A 23,136-nucleotide genomic window follows, 5' to 3' on the forward strand; every position below is an offset into this window, starting at 1 on the left:
GCAAACGCACCGGGCCCCTTTTTCCTGAACCTTATTATAGACATCAGCCTTGATGAGGAGGACTCGTAGAATGGCTGGAATTCTTAAGCGCAAGAAATGGATATTGTCCGCAGTGATGATGACTGCGGCGGCCGGCATGATTCTATACCTGACGTCTGATGTAGATGGGCAGCGAGCCATTGTTGCGCCTGGCAGCCTGCCAGCCATAGAGGTGGATGAACTGCTGCAGCAGACACGGCAAAAGAAGGGATATGAACAATATTTTTTAGCTGTAGGGCAGGCGGGACAGCCTGAAGTGGACATCACCATTGAAGCGGGAAATTACATAAGAGCCGAAGGTGGGGGCGTCCGCAAACTGAAGGATTACGAAGGGATGCAGGGTGAATCCCTGCACACGGGGGAGACCGGGGAAGTTGAATGGATCATTGATGTGCCGGAGAGCGGGCTGTACAACCTTTCGGCCTTATATTACCCGGTGGAGGGCAAAAGCTCGGCTGTAGAACGCGCCTTATACATTGATGGTGAACTCCCATTTGCGGAAGCCGCCTATTTGCAGTTTGACCGGGTGTGGGGCAATGAAAAAGATGTGGTAGAGCAGGATAACCAAGGCAATGATTTGCGTCCAAGACAGGTGGAGAAACCGCGCTGGCTGGAGGAAATATTTCAGGACCCGGACGGCTATGAGCAGGCCCCGTTCAAGTTTTTTTTGGAGAAAGGAAAGCATTCACTGACGTTGAAATCGTCACGCGAACCGATGGTCATTCATTCCCTCCGACTGTTTAATGAACAGCCTGCGATTCCTTATGCAGAGACAGAAGGAGCCAAGCAGACGGACATGAATGCGCAGCCGAAGGATGTTCTTATTCGCATTGAAGGAGAACATGCTGTTCGCAAGTCCTCTCCAACGTTATATCCAACGAGCGAAAGATCAAGTTCAGCCGTATTTCCTTACAGCGCTTCCCAGGTTCGCATCAACACCATTGGTGGCTACAACTGGCGTCTGCCCGGACAGTGGATTGAGTGGGAAGTGGATGTGCCAGAAAGCGGATTATATCAAATTGCATTTACCGCGCAGCAGAATTTTGTTAAAGGGATCTACTCCAATCGCAGGTTAACCATTGATGGCAAAGTGCCATTTGCCGAGATGGCCCAAACAGCGTTCCGATATCAGAGCAATTATCGAGTTGATGTCATGGGAAGGGAAGAGGAAGCCTATCGCTTCCAACTCGAAAAGGGCAAACATGTGCTTCGCCTGGAGAATAGTCTTGGTGGCTTTGCTCCACTGATTCGAAATGTGGAGGATAGTCTCTATAACCTCAACTCCATGTATCGCCGTATTCTGATGATTACAGGCACGAAGCCGGACGAATTCAGGGACTATCGAGTGGAAGAGCAGATTACGAATCTGCTGGATGTATTTGCCGGGGAGAGCAAACGATTGAAGGAAGTTGCCGCGCAGCTTCGCCTGTTATCAGGTCAATCCAGCGATCAGGAAGCCCTGCTTCAAACGATGGCACTGCAGCTGGATGAAATGATCGACAAACCCGACACCATTCCAAGACGGCTTGCAGCATACAAAACGAATACCGGGGGCCTTGGAACCTGGGTGCAGCAGGCACGTGAGCAGCCGCTTGAAATTGACGCACTGCATATCGCTTCGTTAGACCAAGATATTCCGGCTGCAGGTATGGGACCCTTTGCCAAGCTGGGTCATGAAGCAAGAACCTTCTATAACTCGTTCTTTATTGACTATAACCAGATTGGCAACATAGCGGATTCCGAGCACCAACGCACGGTTACCGTCTGGATTGGCAGCGGACGTGATCAGGCCAACACGATGAAGGCCATGATTGACAAAACCTTCACTCCGGACAGCGGCATCAACGTAAATCTGAAGCTGGTGAACATGGGAACGTTACTGCCTGCAGTGTTATCCGGGGAAGGGCCGGATATCGCGATGCAGATTGGTAACGATCTGCCCGTGAACTTTGCGATGCGGAACTCGGCTGTGGACCTGACACAGTTCAGTGACTACCGAGAGGTGCAGCAGGAATTCAGAGATAGTGCCATCGTTCCGTATGTTTATGATGCAGGGGTGTATGCCCTGCCGGAGACACAAACCTTTAATATGCTTTTTTATCGCAAAGACGTGCTTGAAGAGCTTGGACTTGAGGTGCCTCAAACCTGGGATGAGGTTGAAGCTCTGCTCGCCATCCTGAGCAAAAATCATATGGAATTTGGCATGCCGATGGTAACCCAGGCCAATATGCAGGGAGTAAATATTCCGCCAAACTCTCAGTATGCAGCCATGCTTCTCCAGAACGGGGGAGCCTTCTATCGGAATGATGGCAAAGAGTCGGATCTGGATTCCAAAATCGGGATTGAGACGTTCAAACAGTGGACGGAGTTTTACACCGACTACAAGCTGGAGCGTGAATATGATTTTGCCAACCGGTTTCGCACCGGACAGATGCCGATCGGTTTAAGTGATTACACCATGTATAACCAACTATCCGTATTTGCTCCAGAGATACGCGGGCTGTGGGGATTTGTGCCTGTTCCGGGAACCATCCAGCCGGATGGAACGATAAACCGTGACGTTCCGGGTGGAGGCAGTGCAGTCATGATGCTGGAGAACGCCAAGGATCAGGAGGCGGCGTGGGAATTCATGAAATGGTGGACCAGTACCCCGGTTCAGGCCGAATTTGGCCGAGAGATGGAAGGGCTGATGGGAGCTGCGGCTCGTTACCCGACGGCGAATATCAAGGCACTGGATTCCTTGCCATGGCCTGCGGAGGATTACGCCAATCTCAAGGCACAATTCGAAACGGTTAAGGGAATACCCGAGATACCAGGCGGTTATTTTACCGGTCGCCATCTATTCAATGCATTTTACAAAACCGTTGTGGGCCAAATGGAAGCCAGGGAGTCCATCATGGATTATACCCAGTATATTCAGGACGAGATTCGGGTCAAACGTCATGAATTTGGTCTTCCGTAAGCAGAGGGAGGGTTAACCGTGCCGCAAATATCACTTCAAGACGGGCAGCAGCGTACTCCTGAGAAATCAACCAGGATGGGCGTGAAATGGTGGTGGAGCTGGAAGCTGCAGGAGATGAAGGCCAGCAAACATTCCTATGTGCTGTTGGCACCTTATATGATCTTGTTCTCCATGTTTACCGTGATTCCGGTTGTCATCTCGATCATACTCAGCTTCACATATTTTAACATGCTGGAATTTCCACGTTTTATCGGCTGGCAGAACTACACTCGCCTGTTTCTGGAAGACGACGTATTCCTGATCGCGATCAAAAATACATTGTTGTTCGCCATTATTACCGGACCGATCAGTTACATTGCCTGCTTTGTATTTGCATGGATCATCAATGAACTGACACCGAAATGGAGAGCGTTTATGACACTGATTTTCTATGCGCCATCCATCTCGGGCAATGTGTATTTTATCTGGCTGATGATCTTTTCGGGAGATCGCTATGGAATTGCCAACGGTCTGTTGATCCAATGGGGAGTGCTGCTCGAACCGATTCAGTGGCTGAAGACGGAAGCCTATATTATGCCCATTCTCATTCTTGTCCAGCTGTGGCTGAGTCTCGGGACCGGATTCCTTGCTTTTATTGCGGGGCTGCAGACCGTGGACCGAACATTGTACGAAGCGGGAGCCGTGGATGGGATCAAAAACCGCTGGCAGGAGCTGTGGTATATTACGCTGCCTTCGATGCGTCCGCAGCTCATGTTCGGTGCGGTTATTCAACTGACCACTTCATTTGCCGTGGCGGATGTGTCGATTGCGCTGGCCGGTTTTCCGAGTGTAAACTATGCGGCCGAGACAGTGGTTACGCACTTGATCGACTTTGGCACAACAAGATTTGAGATGGGATACGCATCGGCAATTGCGGCCGTGCTGTTCATCATTATGGTGGGCACCAACCTGCTGGTACAGAAACTGCTTCGAAGGGTGGGAGAATAGCTATGGCGGCTGTTGCGACTGGTAAAAAGCGGGTGAACCGCTCGCTGTCAGGAAGTCTCTCCCTGTTTGCCCTGCTGCTTGTTTTCGGTGCCTTTATGGTGCTGCCGCTCATCTATGCCATCAATAATGCTTTCAAACCGCTGGATGAAATTTTTATGTTTCCACCTACGCTGTTTGTCAGAAATCCGACGTTCAGCAGCTTCACAGACCTGCTGAATCTGTTAAGTGACTCGTGGGTGCCGTTTTCACGGTACATCTTCAACACCGTATTCATCACGGGCATCGGTATTATCGGTCATGTGCTGCTGGCTTCGGCGGCGGCTTATCCGCTTGCGAAGCACAAGTTTCCGGGCAAGGTATTCATGTTCCAGGTCGTTGTGCTTTCGCTGATGTTCACGCCAGCCGTAACCGCCATTCCCAACTACATGATCATGTCATGGCTTGGCTGGATTGATACGTACTGGGCCGTTATTATTCCTGCATTTGCCTATTCTCTGGGACTCTATCTAATGAAGCAGTTTATGGAGCAGATCCCGGATGCGCTGCTGGAAGCGGCCAAGATTGACGGAGCCAGTGAGTACCGGATCTTCTGGTCTATTGTGATGCCGAATGTAAAGCCTGCATGGCTGACCCTGATCATTCTGCTGTTTCAGATGTTATGGGGGAGCGACGGGAATGGCTACATCTACAGCGAGCAGCTCAAAACGCTGCACTATGCAGCCGGACAGATTATTCAGGGCGGCATATCGCGGGCTGGTGCGGGAGCTGCGGTTGCGCTGATTCTAATGAGTGTGCCGATTACGCTATTCATTTTCTCTCAAAGCCGGATTATTGAGACGATGGCGAGTTCGGGCATGAAGGAGTAGGGAGGAACGATATGGCACGCACGGTGAAAAGATGGCTTGTTCTTCTGGCGGCAGTATCGCTTCTGCTGGTCAATGCCGTTCCTGCGGCGGGCTCCCCGGCGCCGTATGAGAGTTATAACTACAATTATTGGAAAGAGGCAGTGCCCTCGCCAGATGCCTACCTGCCCAGCCGCATCGTTACAGGTGGAGATCTCGGCGTCGGCAGCTTCAAGGAACCGGGTGACGTCAACGTCTCTCCAGGCGGGTGGATTTATATTTTGGACAGCGGGAATAACCGTATTGTCGTATTGGATAAAGCGTACCAACTGGTGCGGGTGCTGGACGGTTTTATCAAGGATGGCAGCAAGGAGAGTTTCCATCTGCCCGGAGGACTGTTTGTTGATGAAAAAGAGCGAATTTACGTCGCAGATACAGGCAGCAGCAGGGTAGTGGTTCTTGATTCTACAGGAAAATGGATTCAGACCATCTCGAAGCCGGAATCGGACATCCTTCCTGCAGCGTTCCAGTTCCAGCCTTTGAAATTGACCGTTGATGGAGTAGGTCGAGTGTATGTCGTGGCGCAGGGCGCATATGAGGGCATCATGCAGTTTGATGAACAGGGGGAGTTTATCGGATACGTGGGCACCAACAAAGTGGAAAGGGATTACAGGGAGTATATCTGGCGAATGTTTTCTACCAAGGCGCAGCGAGCTCAGATGGTGTTGTTTGTACCGACCGAGTTTTCCAATGCGGACATGGATTCCAAAGGCTTCGTATATGCAGCCAACATGGATCCAGGCTCCAATGAACCGGTCAAACGCCTGAATCCATCGGGAGAGGATGTACTGAAGCGGTTTGGATACTATGACGTGAAGGGCGATATCCGATATCGCAGCAATACAGGACCTTCCAAACTGGTTGATGTGAAGGTGCTTGGTAACGGAATGTACAGCGTTCTGGATGCCACGCAGAATCGGGTGTTCACTTACGACGATGAAGGCCATCTGCTCTACATATACGGGGGGAAAGGAAATCAGGTCGGCACCCTCAAGACGCCAGTCGCCATTGAACGGTCCGGCGGTCACCGGCTGATTCTCGACCGGGGAAAGAATAACCTGGTCGTGTATGAACCAACCCGTTTCGGAACACTTGTGAATGAAGCGTCGGCCCTTCACTATCAGGGGGAAGACACGGAGGCCGTCAGCCGCTGGAAAGAAGTGCTGATGCTGAACGCCAACTATGATATTGCCTATATCGGTATAGGGAAATCTCTGCTTATGAAGAAGAAAAACAAGGAAGCATTGGAGTACTTTGAACTTGGTATGGACCGTAAAAATTACTCAGTCGCATTCAAACGGTATCGGCGGGAGATGATGAAGGAACATCTGGGCACTTTTCTGACGGCTGCCATTGCGCTGATTGTGATTCTGATTGTAACCCGAATGGCGGTTAAATGGAGACGGAGGAGGCAGATTGATCGTGAAGCAGGATTACATTAAGTTTCCGCTGCATCTCATTTTTCACCCCATCGATGCATTCTGGGATCTCAAGTCGGATCATCGCGGCCGGATGGTGGTGGCTTACACGGCGCTGGCGCTGACCATTACGATGATGATTCTGCAAAAGGAGTACGCCGGTTTTTTGGTCAATGATATCGATCCCCGGACCATTAATAGCTTTGTAGAGATTGCGACAGCAGCGCTGCCTTTCTTTTTATGGTGCATTGCAAACTGGGCAGTAACCACCCTTATGGAAGGCGAGGGCAGATTCAGAGAAATTTTTCTGGCGACAGGATACTCGCTGATTCCGATCATTCTGATCTATGCTCCCATGATTGTGGTTAGCCGGTTCATGGTTCAAGAGGAAACGTCTTTTTATTACCTGTTCAACAGCATTGCGTTTCTCTGGTTTCTGCTGCTGCTCTTCATCGGCATGATGACTGTGCATCAGTATACCGTGTTCAAAACCTTGTTGACGATGCTGCTGACCGTCATTGTGATGGGAATCATCATTTTTCTCGGTGCACTGGTATTCAGCATGCTGCAGCAGTTGTATGAATTCGGTTATAACATTTACCGCGAGTTGATTTTTCGGACCTAAAGGAGGCGGCATCCGTGAACAAGAGGCAGCGATTATATACGGTGCTGACTGCTGGTACAGCTGTAATCCTGATTGCAGGCAGTCTGCTGTATATGAGCAGCAGAGGCATTCCTGCCGTTGACGTCTCGGGCTATCTGGAGACAACGACAGAAGTTTATCCTGTCACGGGGGAGCCTATATCCTTTCTGGCAGATGCTTCGCAGGGGGTTCCAGGGATGAAATTGGCAGCGCAGGATCAGGGGCTGGCTCTCTACTACAACGAGGAAACTACGGAAATTGCGGTGCGGGACGAGAACAGCGGTCAGATATGGTACAGCAATCCGCCGGAACGAAATGAGGATAGTCTGGCTTCCGCCTATGAAAAGGAAGTGCTCTCCTCACAGCTGAACGTATCGTTCCGGGATGCGATTGGCACGCTGGAGAACTTCCCGAATTTCGGTGCCAGCATCAGCAGTAAACAATTCACTGTCGGCCCGATTGAGCAGGGAGTACGGGTGACTTATACGGTTGGGGATACTTCTCTGGGCATTGAAGCCCTGCCCAAGCTGATTAGCAAGGAGCGGCTGGAGGAGAAAGTATTGTCCAAACTGGACGCTTCTGCAGCAAAGTACACGTCTGCCCGTTATTACCCGGTTAAAGATAATCCGGAGGTGCTGGAGCGGCTGGATGGACAGATCTCCAAGCAGCTGGTGTTAAACAAGATGCTGGGTGCTTTTGAGGCAGCGGGGTATACAGCGGACGATCTGGCTTTTGACAATCAGGAAAATGGAGTTGAGGGCGGGACAGTATCTGACAAACCCAGCTTCGTTATTCCAATTGAATACCGACTGGATCAGGGTGCGCTGGTTGTGAAGGTACCGTTAAGTCAGGTAAAAGAGAGCGGACAGTATCGCATTCGGCATCTGGATCTGCTGGCATACTTCGGTGCAGCGGGAACGCAGGATGAGGGTTACATGCTGGTTCCGGACGGTTCCGGCAGTCTGATCTATCTGAACAACGGAAAGGTGCAGGAAGAGCAGTATGTTCAGCGTGTATACGGGTCAGATCCGAATGATAATTCACTCGGTCGTCCTCAAGTGAGTCAGTCGGTACGAATGCCTGTATTCGGTTTGAAGAAGGGTGAAAACGCATGGTTTGCTGTCATTGAAAAAGGAGACGGCATGGCCAGCATTACCGCAGATGTTGGCGGAAGAGAAAATAGCTATAACCACGTGCATGCGTCCTTTGCCCTTAGGGGTGAGGATGAGCTGGAGATGTACACCTCACAGAAGATGCAGGAGATTCAGCTTCTGAGCGAAGAACCCTATCGCGGGGATATTCAGGTGAGATACCGATTCCTGCACGGAAAGGATGCCAACTATTCGGGCATGGCTCGTCTGTATCAACAACAGCTGGTGAAGCAGAATATGCTGAAACCGCTGCCCAAACAGACGGATCTGCCGTTTTATGTGGATGTGCTGGGGGCAGTGGACAAAAAGTCGTCCTTCCTGAGTGTGCCCTACCGGACCATTCTGGCAATGACTACGTATGAACAGGCTGCAGAGATGGCATCCAGGCTGCAGCGAGACGGTGTGAACCGGATACAAATGCGGTTCCAGGGGTGGTTCGGTGGCGGCTTCAGTCATCACACACCAACCCGAATGAAGCTGGATCGTGAAGTGGGCAGCCGTACCGACCTTCAGGCGCTGTCCGGGCAGCTGGAGCAGTCCGGTGGAGCATTGTTCCCGGATGCGGCATTTCAACAGATTTACCACGATGATATGAATTTTGCTCCTTCTGCGGATGCGGCAAGGTTCGTCACCAGAGAGACGGCAGCATTGTATCCTTACAATCCGGCATTGAACCGCATGGATCGGAGCAAGGACAGCTATTATCTGCTTTCCCCTGCCAAGCTTCCGTACGTTGTGAATGAATTTGCCGAAAAGTATAGGGATATCGGTCTTGAAAGTTTGTCGCTGCGAGACCTGGGTCAGATCCTGGCATCCGATTATCGCGACAGCCGGGTCATCCACCGGGAGACCGCAAAACACATCGTGGAAGAACAGCTTCAGCAGCTGCGGCAGTCTTATCCGAATCTGATGTTATCTGCAGCGAACAGTTACGCTTGGGGGAGTGCCCAGCATATCGTGAACATTCCGGCGAGTTCGAGCCGTTTCGGCATTACAGATGAAGAGGTGCCGTTCTATGCGATGGTTATTCATGGTTATGTGAACTATGCTTCATCACCAATGAATACATCGGGAGATCAGAATCTGCGGAAACAGCTGCTTCGCAGTCTGGAGCTTGGGGCAGCCCCGTATTTTCAATGGACATACGAGCCGTCCTCAAAACTGAAGCTGACAAACTATGATTCGGTTTATGCTGCCGAATACGGGTTTTGGGTGAACGAGGCGATTGACTTGTATCATCAGGCCAATGCTGTACTGGGTAAGCTGGGGAACGAACAGATGCTCAAGCATGAACGCATTCACATCGGTGTTGTCCGGATTACCTACAGCGGTGGTACAGCACTTCTGGTGAATTATAACGCAGATCCAGTCACCATAAATGGAACAACGGTTGGCGGAATGGATTATGTGGTGGAAGGAGCAAGCCGATGAGAAGCATGCGATTGTCGTTGAAATCACGGAGAGCCCTGCTGGGGCTTGCCTTTATCTCTCCGTGGCTGATCGGTTTTATTTTTCTTTTTGCCACACCACTGCTGCAATCGGTCCGGTTCAGCCTCAGCAATCTGTCTGTTGCACCGAATGGCTATGTACTGGAATTTGTGGGATTGAAAAATGTTAAGGATGCGCTCCTGGTCGATGCCGCTTTTAACCGCATTCTGGTGGATTCGGTCTGGGCTATGCTGCTGAACGTGCCGATGATTTTGTTTTTCAGCCTGTTTACGGCAGCACTGCTTAATCAGCAATTCAAAGGCAGAACGATGGCACGTGCTGTCTTCTTTCTGCCCGTCATTCTGGCGTCCAGTGCTGTAGCGGCAGCTGAATCCGCGGGGCTGATTAATCTGATGGGCGATGCAAGTGCAGTGGAAGCAGCGGCTGATGGAGGAGCTTCATTTAACGTGGTGTCCATTGTACGTATGCTGGCCGATGTCGGACTTCCGATGGCTTACGTGGATTACATCGTGGAAGCCATTATGCGAATCTATGACATTATCAGCAGCTCCGGGGTACAGATTTTGATCTTTCTTGCCGCGCTGCAATCGGTTCCCGGCTCGATGTATGAGGTTGCCAAGATCGAGGGAGCCACAGCATATGAATCGTTTTGGAAAATTACATTTCCTATGGTAAGTCCACTCATTCTGACCAATGTCATCTATACCATCATTGATTCGTTTGCCGGCAGTCCGGTTACCCGTGCCATCTATCAGACCGCATTCAAAACCCAGAACTTTGGCCTAAGCTCGGCGATGTCCTGGCTGTACACTTTGGTCATTGGGCTGGTTCTGCTCATCGTAGGCTGGGTGCTTTCACGGAGGGTCCATTACAACTGAAGGTTAACGTCAAGGGAGGCTGCAGGCTATGGCTGCGTCAGGAACAGATCGCATGGTGGTGATGCCCAAGTCGGACCACCGTATGCAGCGGGTACGAAACAAGACATCGGACCTGCTGTATTCCATATTTAGATATGCACTGGTTATCGGGATTTCTTTTATTATTCTCTATCCGTTATTTCTCAAATTGTCCGTTGCATTCAAGGATAAGCAGGATATCTATAATCCAACGATTTATATGATCCCCCGGCATTTTACGCTGGATAATATCAGGATTGCCGCGCAAGTGATGGATTATATGCCTTTGCTGGCAAACACACTATTGTTCGTCGCCATGACGACGCTGCTGACGGCCGCATCCTGTGCGCTTGCGGGATATGGATTTGCACGGTTTACGTTTCCCGGCAGCAGCCTGCTGTTTATTCTGGTCATTCTGACCATTCTGGTACCGACCAGTACGCTGATGGTGCCGATGTATCTGCATTTTCGCAGCTTTGATTTTCTGGGAATCATTCGGTTGTTCACTGGGCGGGACGGGATTAATCTGCTGAATACCTACTGGCCCTCCATGATTACGGCCGCTACGGCGGGTGGACTCAAGGCAGGATTGTTCATCTACATTTTCCGTCAGTTTTTTAAGGGGATGCCGAAGGAAATAGAAGAGGCTGCGCTGATCGATGGCGCCGGAGGATTCCGGACCTTTGCCCGCATTATGCTGCCAAACGCGATCTCACCGCTGATTACCGTTATTCTGTTCTCTTTTGTATGGCAGTATAATGACACGTTTTATTCAGCTTTATTCATGAGTGAAAGTCCGCTCATTTCGCTAAAAGTGGCATCGCTGCCCGCCCAAACGAACCAGCTGATCCCGCAGCTGATGGGATTTGGCTCGAATTCGGGCATGAAAGTTGATCCAAACTATGTGGCGATGATTGTGGATACGGGTATATTACTTGCCATTGCACCGCTGATTATATTGTATTTGTTTGTACAGCGCTATTTCGTGGAGAGCATTGAGCGTTCAGGCATCGTAGGTTAATCGGGGGGGATGGATCGGAATTCAGCTCCAGCTTATTAAAAAAGAGCCATCAAGCAGATGTTTTTAATCTGATCGATGGCTCTTATGTTATAGGTACACTGTGAATGTAAAGAATGGATGCAGTTTGAAGATCATGCCTTAGGAGTTACGGTTTAAGTGTGACGTTCATTTCCAACTCTTTAATATACGTCTTGTCGCCACTGCTGATAACTCTGCCTTTTTCGTCCAGTTTCTCCCCTACAACTCTCCAATTGTCTGTGTTCACTGTGAATGTGTACGGTTTAATCGTCACTGATTTTGCGTTCGGACTGATCGCATCATACAATTCATCCACTTGATACTCCAGATCGGGAGCCCGGTGGAAGAAGCCAAGCTGCCGTTGATTCAATACTTTGCCTTGATCGTCTATGATCTCATAGTACATCATGGTCGGAGCATATTTTCCTGTTTGCTCGGAGGCAGCGGGCACCTTTCCTTTGCTTTCGAGGATAAGGCGTGTATTAGTTACGGTAGATTCTATTTTTTGCAATGTGTAACTGAAATTTTCGTAGCTTTTTGTCTCATTCGGTTGGACGACAAGTTTGCTGTCACTGATTTTCACGGGTACTTTGAACTCAAAAGGTTCATCTACCCGAGTTACTTTTGTCCGAACGGTAAGCTCGAATTCATTAGGCAGCGAGCCTAGATTCGTATATTCAACAAAGACTGCGTTTGAGTTCCCGATATCATCTCCAAAACCACTAAAGGCTTTCAACGCTTCATTATTGATAAAGGTTTTAGGTAAGGTGACATACCCCTTCTCCTGATCCTGTTCCGGCACCTGGCGAGATTTTTTCCATTCCTTATCTCCCGAAATAATCTCGCTGTCCATAGGAATGTACGGGCTGGTGACTTTCTGCGGGAGATGCTCTCCGGAACGTTCGATGGTGTAGCTCAGACGGGTTCCATCATATAATACGTTTGTCAGTGTTAAGGTCACTCCGTCTTTTGTGATCTGTTTCAGCGGCTGTGTCAGGATACCCTGATCAACTGCCCTTTGAATTTCATCGGAATTCAGCCCGTAGAACATAGATCCGATTCCTGGAATCTGTTTTAATGCACTAGCCATGGTTGGTGATACAAATCCTGCACCTACAGCACCCGCACCTATAACTGCAGCGATGGAGGCTGCCGTTATAGTCCGTTTCAGTATTGTAGATCCGTTCCGTTGTTTGTTCATGTTCGTTCCTCCGATTTGGTTCATAATTTCACTGCTCATACTATTTCGAGGCATGGGTGTGTTTCGAATCCGCTGTTCCAGTTCTTCAAGCCGCTGGTCAGGAAAAGGGTTGGGCTGTTTGTCCATGCAGTTGTCCTCCTTTGGTTGTCTGTTCGATCAGTTTACGTCTTAGACGTTCGTATCTCTTGCGTAAGGCAGCAGACCTGATGTTCATAATGATGGAAATCTCCTCAAAGGTGTACTGCTCCACAGCCTTGAGCAGCAGGATATGACGTTCTTCCGGTGTTAAATATTCCATGAGCTCTTCAATGACTGTAGTATAAGAAGATTCCTGTACGACAGGCTTGTGGTGTTTATACTCGTCCACCAGCTTCAACCAGCGGTTGTGCTTTTTCTTCATGTTCATCAAATGATTGTAGGCTACTTTATACAGCCACGAGGAGAAACTGACCTTTCTCTTATAACTATTCAGATTTTCATAGGCCCGAATAAAAATCTCCTGCACAGCATCCTCAGTCTCTTGATGATCTTTAAGAATGTAATAACAATAGGTGTACATCTGACGTTCAAATTCCTGAATAACAAGCTCATAGGCTTCCTTTTCGCCAGTGATCACTCGCTGTACAGCTCGTTCGATTCGTTCATTTTTTTCTTTCTTAACCTGCATGTCCCCGGGGATGGCGGCCTGCATGGGCTCACCTCCTTGTCTTGATGTTTATATAACAATCTGAAAGAGTTCATCTGTGACACGATTAAAAGTTTTCTTGTGCTGTTAATTGAAGTTATTTTGTGATATTAACTTTCATTTCTAATTCTTTGATGTATGTCTTGGTTCCTGAGCTGATGATTCGTCCTTTTTTGTCCACTTTTTCTCCTACAATGCTCCAATCCGAAGGTTTTACCGTGAAGGTGTAAGGTTTGATTGTGATCGACTTGGTTTGCGGACTGACGGCATCATATAGTTCGTCAATATGATACTTGGTGCCTGGCTTTTTGGAATAGAAAGCTAATCGTTTCTGCTTCAGCGTCTTGCCCTGGTCATCCACAATATCGTAATACATCATGGTTGGGGCATATACTCCCGTTTGTTTGGAGGATGCAGGGACTTTTCCTTTGCTGTCCAGTACGAGTTGAGTCTGGCTAGAAGTCATATTTATTTTTTGTACTGTATAACTGAATCCTTTGCTTTCCTTCGTCTGATTCGGTTTGATTTGAATGAGTCCGTTTTGTTTCTTAACCGGAATCTTAAACTCGAAGTTCTCCTTAATGCTGCTTACAGGCATCCGAAGGGTCAATTCAAATTGATCTGGAAGAGATTCGGATTTATATTCCAAAATAGCAGTATTTGATTCTTTTAAATGACTGCGTAATCCAGTCGTGGCTTTACTGTCTTTTTGACCATTGATTAGAATTTCAGGTGTCTTCAGATGGCCTTTTACCGTATTTTTTTGATTATAGGAAGCCATCATTCCCTCAGGCAGACCCTTGCCTTCACGTTTTATCGTTATTTTGAGTAACAAACCGTCATACTCTACCTCAGACAACGTAAGTATAACCCCATCATGAGTTACACTTTTAGAGTTTGCCGTACTTGCTTGAGCTGCTTCTGCTGTAGACGAAAAGTTCCACAATACTCCTGTTCCTGTCGTTGTTACAGCCGCAGCCATAAAACAAGCCACAGCCACTTTACTTAATGAGAGCTTCTTATTAACTTGATTTTTCATGCTTTCCTCCTGTGTCATATGATTATCCGGATATCTATGTAACAATTCCCGATCATGATATTGTGACATGGATTGAACAAGAGGTCTTATAGACGGAGTATGAGTTACGTTTATCTGGATTCTGTTTCGTCTTAGATGCTCGGTAATAGAAAGGTATTTAGTGAGGGGAATAGAAAACGCCAGAGAACATTCTCTCCGGCGTTTCGATATTCATTAAGCGTAAATTTTGAGGTTATCAAGATTTCGGGAGAGATGAAGAACTGATCTTGGACCGTTAACCCGCCGCGTGAGTCAGCATGGCTTGAATTTCGGGAAACAGATTCTCGCTGTTCGTAAATAAAATGTAGGATTGACGCGTAGTGCGGATGGCAATCCGTTCGGTTGTCCCATTCACAGGTCCAATCCGAATAGCCGAAGGTTCACTGCCTCCATAAAAATCATCCAGCGTAACAGATGTGATCTCTGCAAGAGGGATTTCAATTTTGGAAAACTGCCAACGAATGACGAGTTGATCCTCTACTTGTTTTGCGCTTACACCAAACATAAGATGACCTCCTTGTTCTGTGATACTAAAATAGTAGTCATTGCAGGATAGTTCCAGTTTATCATTTTTGGTTAAAAATTCCTAATTAATATACTTGAATTAGATCATAGATTAGAGCTGCAGCATATTTCACTGAGCTGCGCCTTTAAAGTAAACTATGTATATCATCTACAGTAAACGATGCCATTATCTGCAGTAAACGATCTGTCATATTATTTTGCAGAGGAAAGAGGTGTATTGCTATCCAAGAGCTGGTGGAGATTACTGAATATAATCCTGAATGGGCCGAGAGTTACCTGACCGAGCGTGAACACATAATGGCAGCGCTGCACGATATCTGTCTGGGTATGGAACATATCGGCAGTACCGCTGTACCCGGGCTTGGTGCCAAATCCTTAATCGATATGATGGCAGGTGTTTCTGATCTGCAAGTAGTGCAGCGGGAACACATTGACTCGCTGTCTGTACTCGGTTATGAATACATGCACAAACCGGATTTCCCGGAGCGTCTTTTCTTCCGCAAAGGGCAGTGGAGAGCAGGCACTCACCATCTGCATGTGTATAAATATCAGGGGAAAGCGTGGGAAGATCAGCTGAGGTTTCGTAATGCGCTTCGGCATGATCCCCGTCTGATGCAAACTTATGATAGATTAAAAAGAGAACTCGCGCAGCAATTCCGTCATGACCGGGTGGGGTATACCAGTGCCAAAGCTTCTTTTATACAATCCGTCATCCAGAGTGCAGGGTTGTAATCGAATGGATTGAGTATAATTGGATTCATATACCATCAGGGAGTTGAGCTGCATGAACTTGAATGCATACCACTACTTTGAGAAAAAGAGAGGTCCCTTCTGTAATCTTTCCAGCTTTTCGTTAAGCGAGGCGGAAGCAGCTTTGCAGCAGATCCGGCAGGAAGGCCGAATCTTTGCCAGTCAGCGCTCAGCTGATTATATGACTATACGCAGAGAGCTTGAGCAGACAGCATATGTGAAATTTGCAGCCAAAGGAGGCCGGCCGGCACAATCCTACCCCCATTATATGACCCTTGGTTCATGCCCCTGGCTGGAGTCGTGGTATAGGGAGCCGGAGCATATCATCATACCATGGGAGAAGCTTCCCTCAGACGTGGTGAGTTTCACGTACGGTGATCTCTTTCCAACGATGCGTTATGCAGACGGCAAGCCTTACCGCAGGCAGGTCTATACTAAATCCGAAATCGGTGAACTCATACAGACCTATGGCCTGCCGCAGGAATGGAATCAGACGGGAGAACAGGGGCCCGAGCGTTATATTGAGGTGCAGGTTTGGGACGAACGTGTCGTCAGACCATTCTGCTAGTCCATTGTATGAAGTAAGGGAGCAGGATTTTGGTGCCTGAACAGAATTCGCTTCGTGATATACACGGAATATTTCGTATAGTCTATGTACATTTATTTTACAGTTAAAAGGAGCGCTGCGTAATGAATCTGTTCCAACATAGTTCAGGTAAGAGATTAGCTGCGGATCTGGAGTGGTTGAATGAGCCGGAGGAATGGTTTGTTGAAAATGGAGAAGTATGTATGACCGTGCCGCCGGCAAGTGATTTTTTCATTGATCCGGCGGGCGCGGCGGTGAAGGCATCAGCACCGTTTTTACATACACGGATTACAGGTGATTTCAGTATAACTGCTCAGGTACATGTGGAGATGAAAGAGCAGTATGATTCAGGATGTCTAATGGTCAGAGCAAACGAGACAACCTGGGCAAAAGTATGCTTTGAATATTTTGAAGAGCAGCCATCCATTCTGAGCGTCGTTACCCGTGGACACTCGGATGACTGCGTATCTGCTCCAATACACGTCACGAAACCGTATCTGCGTTTGGCTCGGGTTGGCTGCAGCTTTGCTTTCCATTATTCTCAGGATGGTGAAAAATGGAAACTGGTTCGTTATTTTGGCATGGATTGTCCTGAAGAGATTCAGGTTGGTCTTGTGGCCCAGTCACCCATTGGGCAGGGGACCCAAGTTGCGTTCAGCGGCGTACGACTGCAGCAAGGGTTGGAGGGAAGTATTCTGCAGGTGCAGTAATCCTCGTCTGCTGCCTTACGACTACCACACCTGTTTAAGCTTTTACACGAAGGAATAACCCCAGCAAACCAAGTGCTGCAAAAGCGATGAAGGCTGCTGTATTGGAAAATACTTCGATGGTATAACCTGCCATGAATGATCCCAGAAATTGACCCGCACCCAGTGCAAGAAAGGCAAGGCTGATCCCAATGGATACATTGGGTTGAAACAGTCTAGTCGCCCATACAATAAATATGCTGGTGAGAAAAATGTACGTACTTCCGAACAGGACGGCAGAGACCAGACTTGCTGTCATGGAAGGCAGCACAATAACGCCGAGCGAGATGGATAATAATAGAATGCCTAACCGATAAGACCAGGCAAGCTCAATTCGTTCAATGATTCGTCCTGCACATCCGCCCAGAATCCCCGTAATACCCATCACAATCCAGAACAGGACGGCCTCCGAATCGGAGGCCCCTTTGTCTTCCGTAAGGAAATTTCGGGCAAACGTCCAATAAATCGCAGAGCTCGCACCTGTTAACAGGCAAGCCATAAGTAAAGCTGAGCCGGGTCTGGTCGGTTTCATACAGGCCCAGATTGATTTCGTGCAGGGCAGGGTTTTAGTTGCCGGAATCACCCGTCTGTTCCAGATCAGCACAGTCACGCCGATGAGGGCGAACAAGATATAACTGATACGCCAGTAATCGGTGAACAGCAAATAGAGCGGACCGGACACAATAATGCCGAAGCTGGTTCCTGTATTAATCCAGCTGTTGGCTCTGGCATGCAGATTTGGTTCGAGCTCCGCACTGACCGCATTACCAAGAGCAGGCGATGCCCAGCCTGTGCTGAGTCCAGCGAGAAAAACGCTGACTGCAAGCAGCCAGGCGTCATGGGCCAAGCCAATACCAATCAAGCCGAGAATCGCACTGATCCCTGCAAGCTGAATCACGTAATGGTGCCCCTTGTGATTAATAATCAGAGGAGCCGTTAGAAGTGCAAGACAATAAGCGATATAGGTTGCCGAGTTAATGGCCCCGGATGCCGATTCAGATAATTGCAGTGCCTCGGATATTTCCGGCATAAACAGTCCGTAGCTGAAACGCCCAAAAGCATAACATACGGCGATGAGGGCAACGCCAGGAAGGACTATTTTTTTCATTTACAATTCCACCGCCTTTTTTGGATAGAACGATCATTATATTTCTTGTGAAATAAAAAAAGTGAGTTGAAATATGAACTCACCCTTTGTGTAATGATTTGAAACTATTTTGAGTCATGTGAATCAGTTCCCGGCACACAACTTTTACATTTTCCGTTTCGGCAAGCGCCGTAGAACCCTCCAGCAGAAGCATAAACTGCATGACGTTCCGGTCATTGGCTTGGGGATCACATTTTTTTATCAGGGTCATGACATGTTTTTTGTGTCCGTTCACCGTTTGCACGACAATATGGTCCGGATCAGCGCCGAACTCTTCCTTTGCCCGTAAAAAAAGGCATCCTCTGGCCTCATATTCCATCAGCCATTTGGCATGTCCCTCAGCCAGATTTAGAAAGACAGACTGTGTCTTGTTATCTGCATATAAACGCAGCTGCTCCAAATAGCGCTGTTCGCGGCGCAGAAGTACTTCGACAATGAGATCATCCTTGGAACTAAAGTGATTATATAGGGTCATAATGGCCACTCCGGCATCGGTAATGATCCGTTTTAAACCAATCGCATGAAAACCATGCCGATAAAAAAGATCTTCTGACACATTCAGGAGCATTTCCTTTTTGCTGCTCATGCTGGCTCACTCCTTTCAAACATTTTCACGGGTGCAGCAGAATGATGGCTGTATCTATCCAAAATATAGAAAGCGGTTTCCGTTGTCAAACTTGAATGACCGTTTCAATTTCCAGCCGATGAAGGCTCTCAATCCATTCCGCAGGACATGCTGAGTCTGTGATGACCATGGAAATATGTTCTACAGGTGCAATCTTGGCAAAGGTGGAGCGTCCAAACTTGGTATGATCCGCCACCAAAATGGCCTCTTCAGCCCGTTCCATCATTTTGCGCGAGATCAAAGCTTCTTCCAGCATATAATCCGTGATGCCATCCGTGAAGGAAACACCGCCAGCCGAGATGAACGCTTTGTTGACTTTGAACTGTTCAAGCATATCATGTGCCGCAGGTCCGGTAGCGGCTTGTACAGCTGCACGAATCTCACCCCCGGCGAATATGATTTTGCCGGCAAAAGACTCGAGAGCTGTCGTAAGAATGGGAACCGAATTGGTAATGACCGTCACTAGTGAACGATGCTGCAGCTGACGCATAATTTCGAGGGTGGTTGTGCCATTATCCAGCATGATGGTCTCACCGTCCTCAATCAATGAAGCCGCAGCTGCACCAATCGCCTTTTTTTCCTGAAGCTGCAGCTGTGAACGCTTTTGAAAGGGCGCTTCAATCATACCTGAGCGAACACGTACAGCACCTCCGTAAACTTTGCGAAGCTCGCCTTCTTTCTCCAGACGATCCAGGTCCCGCCGAATAGTCTCTGTAGAGACATCAAAGAGCTGAGCCAGTGCCTGTACCTGGACTTTGCCTTGTGTGGCAAGCTGAGCAAGAATGGTATGTTTTCGTTCCTCGTATGTTAAAGACATGTTGATCCGGCCTCCTTGCGATCCGAGATTACTGTTTTTGTGGATTGTTGTTGTTTTCTAATAGTGTAAGTTTGTACAAACTCCTTGTCAATTTCATTTGTCCAGACGCTGTTTTAATGTGTTGACAGGTGCAAATAGCGAGAGTAATATCATGTAAAACAACTAAAAACCACATTAAACCACAATTTAAAATAAGGAGAATGGATTAACCTGTTTAGTCATTTGTGAAGATTAATCAATCATACATATCGAAAAATACATCATTCACGCTGCATGAAATCAAGCCATTGGTGACGGTTAATGCTCTGTTCCAATGCATATTCATGTGGTTTTTGGGAGGGACAAACATTGAAACGACAGCTTGCTTTTCGCGAAAATGGAACCTTTACGATCGTACAATTTACCGATCTGCATTGGAAAGACGGGCGGCCTGAGGATCTTCGAACCCGGCGGATGATGCAGTCCATCATCGAGCTTGAGCAGCCTGATCTGGTTGTTTTCACAGGAGACGTCATCTACACCGGCCCTGTAGATCCGGGGAATCAAGCGTGCGAGCAGCCGGAGCAGGCTTTTCGCGATGCGGTTTCTGCTGTGGAAGAATGCGGGATTCCGTGGGCTTTTGTATACGGTAATCATGATGCTGAACAGCGAATCACTCCATTGGAACTTATGCGTGTGGTTCAGGAACATGCCTGCAGCGTGACGCAGGCGGGACCTCGCGACATCGCAGGTGTGGGCAATTACACGCTGGAGATTGCCGGGGCAGATGGCCTTCCGGCAGCTGTGCTGTATCTGCTCGATTCGGGAAGTTATTCAACCGTGGAATCAATCCCGGGTTATGGCTGGATTCAGCAGAGTCAGCTGCGGTGGCTGATGGATGAATCCACACGCGTCAATCCCGGCCGCAGCCGCGGGGATAAGCTCCCAGCTCTGGCGTTTTTTCATATCCCGATTCCGGAATATCAAACGATGTGGGACACGCAGCTCTGCTGGGGCAGCAAATACGAACCGGTCTGCTGTGCGCAGGTCAATTCAGGGTTATTCGCTGCGCTGCTGGAGATGGGTGATGTGATGGGTACGTTCTGCGGGCATGATCATGTGAATGATTTTCACGGACAGTATCATGGGATACGTCTCTGCTACGGGCGTTCCAGCGGACACAGCACATACGGCAGGGAAGGGATGCTGCGCGGAGCACGTGTGATTCAGCTAAGGGCTGGCGAGCGGGCGTTTGATACCTGGCTTCGTCTGGAAGATGGATCGCTGGTGAAGGAGCAGCCGGAGCATCAGCCTGAGACCTCTCGGTGAAGTGGTTTAGCTGTAATCAACCCAAGATACACATACACGACGAGATCAGCAATCAGCAGCTGTAGAGTAATCGTGAGCGAAGGAAAAAGAGAGGAACGTAGACAGCATGATTTTACCGTTAATACTGGTACTTGCTTCGGGAATGGCTCATGCGGTCTGGAGTATGTTCACGAAGCGAAGTTTGAACAAAAGTGTTTTTTTATGGTCCATTATGATGATTCCTACGGTGCTGCTGCTCCCTGTACTGGTCGTGGAATTGTCCCGTGAGCCGTTAACGATGTCAGCCTATGCGCTGCTGCTTGTATCAATGGGGCTGCAGGCGCTGTATTCCTGGCTGTTGTCTCAAACCTATGAGCTTGGAGATCTCTCTCAGATCTATCCGATTATGCGGGGCACGAGCACACTGCTGGTGCCTTTGATCGGGGCTGCTTTTCTAGGCGAAAGATTGACGGGATACGGATGGCTGGGCATCGCCTGCATGATTGTTGGGTTTACCATTCTTAGCGGTGTGGTGGGCAGAAGGAAGGGAACAGGCACGGGGATGCAGGGAGCAAAGCCGGTTCTGATGGCATTATGTGTTGGACTGTGCACAACGAGTTACGTATTTGTAGACAAATTAAATCTGCAGCATATATCGCCACTGGCGCTGCTTGAAGTAACGAACATTGGCTTCGTGGCTGGATTAACCCCGGCCCTGCTCGCTTCAGGTGGTTTGCGCCTGGAATGGAAGATGAATCGTTCAACCATTATGTTAGGAGCTCTGCTGAATCCGGGATCATACCTGCTCTTTCTGTTTGCACTGGAACAGGCTCCGATGGCCAGATTGGGTCCGCTTCGGGAGGTAGGTACCGTATTTGCAGCTTTTCTTGGAATCTGGTTATTGAAAGAGCAGCAGGGCATGAAACGTATTCTCTGTTCCCTCGTCATTTTTGGCGGCATTCTGCTGATTGGTATGTGGGGGTAGTGCGGGAACCAGAAGCTGTGATCTAAGAGCGCGAAACGTATACCGGACAGAGAAAAGCACAAAATGACAGGCTGCTGTGCACATCATCCTGTATGATAGGGAACAGGGAGTGATGAGCTGCATGAAATGGGTTAATTCAATTCAGAAGTCTATTCAATATATGGAAGAACATCTGCTGGAATCTATGATGGTGGAGCAGATTGCGGCACAGGCACACATGTCGGTATTTCATTTTCAACGTATTTTTGCTTTGATGACCGAGGTGACCGTTGCGGAGTACATAAGGCGCAGAAGGCTGACACTTGCTGCACATGAACTGCTGCAGGGGGATTGTAAAATCATGGACATGGCCTTCAAATATGGCTATGACACACCCGAATCTTTTTCCAAAGCTTTTCGAAGACAGCATGGAATAACCCCGAGTGAAATTCGCAAGTCTGGTACCTCCGTGCAGTCATATAATCGGTTTGTTATTCAAATTAGTTTAGTAGGAGCAGAACCGATGAAGCATCGTATTGTTGAGCAGGGGCCATTTTCGATTGCAGGCATCAGCCAGAGGTTTTCGTATATTGATGGACAGCACTTGCAGGGCATCGGTAATATGTGGCAGGAAGCTTACAAGAGCGGAGCGGAGGACCGGATTTTTGCATTGAATAACGGGGTGATCCCGGGTTTACTGGGGGTGTGTGTTGACCAGTCCGAGATTCAGGATAAACAGATGGAGTACTGGATTGCAGCAGCCTATGAAGGTGATGAACCGGAAGGACTGCCTACGTTAGCATTTCCGGCGAGCAAATGGGCGGTATTTGAGGTAGAGGAACCGATGCCTCAAGGGATGCAGAAGCTGTGGAAACGGATTGTTGGCGAGTGGTTTCCCTCCACTTCGTACGAACATGCCTGGTTGCCCGAACTGGAAGTCTATCCTGGGATGCATCAACTGCCTCAAATCTGGATTCCGATTAGATAGACAGACTGGTATCATAAGAGTAAGAAGAGTGGTGCATATAGTTCTATAGCCGTCACGAGATTTTATCATAATAACATAACGACTCCTCTCAGGAACCGTTTTTTAACGTACATTTGTTAAGGGTGTGCTTGAAAAATGAGGACCTTGAGCGGAGTTGTTTATTTTATTCCGGGGTTAGAATCATGTTATATTGAAAGGTAGTTGTCCCCCACAAGAAGACTTATATTGGAAATGAATTAAGATATCAGAAG

Annotated in this window: 21 protein-coding genes; 14 read left to right on the forward strand and 7 right to left on the reverse strand. The window is 48.4% G+C overall.

All coding sequences use genetic code 11. The features are described from left to right. The first annotated feature begins 70 nt into the window (after positions 1-70). The 8 genes from MKY97_RS08330 to MKY97_RS08365 all read left to right on the forward strand — a co-directional run bounded on the left by MKY97_RS08330 (position 71) and on the right by MKY97_RS08365 (position 11,468). Positions 71-3,001, forward strand: a complete 2,931-nt coding sequence (locus MKY97_RS08330; protein WP_342554988.1) for an extracellular solute-binding protein — start codon at positions 71-73, stop codon at positions 2,999-3,001. Between the two features lie 75 nt (positions 3,002-3,076). Beyond that, positions 3,077-3,988: a sugar ABC transporter permease gene (locus MKY97_RS08335; protein WP_342556282.1), complete on the forward strand. Its 912-nt coding sequence runs from the start codon at positions 3,077-3,079 to the stop codon at positions 3,986-3,988. 2 nt (positions 3,989-3,990) lie between these two features. Next, complete coding sequence (locus MKY97_RS08340) at positions 3,991-4,854, forward strand: carbohydrate ABC transporter permease (protein ID WP_342554989.1); 864 nt, start codon at positions 3,991-3,993, stop codon at positions 4,852-4,854. Between the two features lie 11 nt (positions 4,855-4,865). After that, complete coding sequence (locus MKY97_RS08345) at positions 4,866-6,332, forward strand: NHL repeat-containing protein (protein ID WP_342554990.1); 1,467 nt, start codon at positions 4,866-4,868, stop codon at positions 6,330-6,332. Continuing rightward, a complete protein-coding gene (locus MKY97_RS08350; protein ID WP_342554991.1) occupies positions 6,313-6,933 on the forward strand; it encodes a YIP1 family protein in 621 nt (206 codons plus the stop codon). The genes MKY97_RS08345 and MKY97_RS08350 overlap by 20 nt, the downstream gene beginning before the upstream one ends. Before the next feature lie 14 nt (positions 6,934-6,947). Next, positions 6,948-9,533: a DUF5696 domain-containing protein gene (locus MKY97_RS08355; RefSeq protein ID WP_342554992.1), complete on the forward strand. Its 2,586-nt coding sequence runs from the start codon at positions 6,948-6,950 to the stop codon at positions 9,531-9,533. Next, the gene (locus tag MKY97_RS08360; protein WP_342554993.1) at positions 9,530-10,429 is read left to right on the forward strand and encodes a sugar ABC transporter permease; all 900 of its coding nucleotides are present in this window, start codon (positions 9,530-9,532) and stop codon (positions 10,427-10,429) included. Before MKY97_RS08355 ends, MKY97_RS08360 begins: the two co-directional genes overlap by 4 nt. A 28-nt stretch (positions 10,430-10,457) precedes the next feature. Then, complete coding sequence (locus MKY97_RS08365) at positions 10,458-11,468, forward strand: carbohydrate ABC transporter permease (RefSeq protein WP_342554994.1); 1,011 nt, start codon at positions 10,458-10,460, stop codon at positions 11,466-11,468. A 145-nt stretch (positions 11,469-11,613) separates the two neighbouring features. On the opposite strand, the gene MKY97_RS08370 is transcribed toward MKY97_RS08365, so the two are convergent. From MKY97_RS08370 to MKY97_RS08385, 4 genes are all read right to left on the reverse strand, one after another. Beyond that, positions 11,614-12,813, reverse strand: a complete 1,200-nt coding sequence (locus MKY97_RS08370; protein WP_342554995.1) for a DUF4179 domain-containing protein — start codon at positions 12,811-12,813, stop codon at positions 11,614-11,616. Then, complete coding sequence (locus tag MKY97_RS08375; RefSeq protein ID WP_342554996.1) at positions 12,785-13,378, reverse strand: sigma-70 family RNA polymerase sigma factor; 594 nt, start codon at positions 13,376-13,378, stop codon at positions 12,785-12,787. Before MKY97_RS08375 ends, MKY97_RS08370 begins: the two co-directional genes overlap by 29 nt. Positions 13,379-13,469: 91 nt before the next feature. Further along, complete coding sequence (locus MKY97_RS08380; RefSeq protein ID WP_342554997.1) at positions 13,470-14,411, reverse strand: DUF5643 domain-containing protein; 942 nt, start codon at positions 14,409-14,411, stop codon at positions 13,470-13,472. Between the two features lie 274 nt (positions 14,412-14,685). Then, positions 14,686-14,955 (reverse strand): hypothetical protein, encoded by a 270-nt coding sequence (locus tag MKY97_RS08385; protein ID WP_342554998.1) that lies wholly within the window; start codon positions 14,953-14,955, stop codon positions 14,686-14,688. A gap of 254 nt (positions 14,956-15,209) precedes the next feature. Here MKY97_RS08385 and MKY97_RS08390 point away from each other — a divergent pair, with 254 nt between their 5' ends. The 3 genes from MKY97_RS08390 to MKY97_RS08400 all read left to right on the forward strand — a co-directional run bounded on the left by MKY97_RS08390 (position 15,210) and on the right by MKY97_RS08400 (position 17,021). Next, a complete protein-coding gene (locus tag MKY97_RS08390; protein ID WP_342554999.1) occupies positions 15,210-15,707 on the forward strand; it encodes a GrpB family protein in 498 nt (165 codons plus the stop codon). 52 nt (positions 15,708-15,759) lie between these two features. Continuing rightward, positions 15,760-16,293: a hypothetical protein gene (locus MKY97_RS08395; protein ID WP_342555000.1), complete on the forward strand. Its 534-nt coding sequence runs from the start codon at positions 15,760-15,762 to the stop codon at positions 16,291-16,293. 122 nt (positions 16,294-16,415) lie between these two features. Further along, the gene (locus MKY97_RS08400; protein ID WP_342555001.1) at positions 16,416-17,021 is read left to right on the forward strand and encodes a DUF1349 domain-containing protein; all 606 of its coding nucleotides are present in this window, start codon (positions 16,416-16,418) and stop codon (positions 17,019-17,021) included. 34 nt (positions 17,022-17,055) lie between these two features. On the opposite strand, the gene MKY97_RS08405 is transcribed toward MKY97_RS08400, so the two are convergent. From MKY97_RS08405 to MKY97_RS08415, 3 genes are all read right to left on the reverse strand, one after another. Beyond that, entirely contained in the window at positions 17,056-18,165 is a 1,110-nt protein-coding gene (locus MKY97_RS08405; protein WP_342555002.1) for an MFS transporter, read from the reverse strand. 79 nt (positions 18,166-18,244) lie between these two features. Then, entirely contained in the window at positions 18,245-18,790 is a 546-nt protein-coding gene (locus MKY97_RS08410; protein WP_342555003.1) for a TetR/AcrR family transcriptional regulator, read from the reverse strand. Positions 18,791-18,875: 85 nt separating this feature from the next. After that, complete coding sequence (locus MKY97_RS08415) at positions 18,876-19,646, reverse strand: DeoR/GlpR family DNA-binding transcription regulator (RefSeq protein WP_342555004.1); 771 nt, start codon at positions 19,644-19,646, stop codon at positions 18,876-18,878. 348 nt (positions 19,647-19,994) lie between these two features. Here MKY97_RS08415 and MKY97_RS08420 point away from each other — a divergent pair, with 348 nt between their 5' ends. The 3 genes from MKY97_RS08420 to MKY97_RS08430 all read left to right on the forward strand — a co-directional run bounded on the left by MKY97_RS08420 (position 19,995) and on the right by MKY97_RS08430 (position 22,885). After that, positions 19,995-20,954, forward strand: a complete 960-nt coding sequence (locus MKY97_RS08420) for a metallophosphoesterase family protein (protein ID WP_342555005.1) — start codon at positions 19,995-19,997, stop codon at positions 20,952-20,954. 106 nt (positions 20,955-21,060) lie between these two features. Further along, the gene (locus tag MKY97_RS08425) at positions 21,061-21,918 is read left to right on the forward strand and encodes a DMT family transporter (protein WP_342555006.1); all 858 of its coding nucleotides are present in this window, start codon (positions 21,061-21,063) and stop codon (positions 21,916-21,918) included. A gap of 121 nt (positions 21,919-22,039) precedes the next feature. Then, positions 22,040-22,885 carry an AraC family transcriptional regulator gene (locus MKY97_RS08430; RefSeq protein ID WP_342555007.1) on the forward strand — a complete coding sequence of 282 codons (846 nt, stop codon included), beginning with the start codon at positions 22,040-22,042 and terminating at the stop codon, positions 22,883-22,885. Positions 22,886-23,136 lie beyond the last annotated feature (251 nt).

This window comes from Paenibacillus sp. FSL R7-0652, assembly GCF_038595045.1.
Lineage (GTDB): Bacteria > Bacillota > Bacilli > Paenibacillales > Paenibacillaceae > Paenibacillus.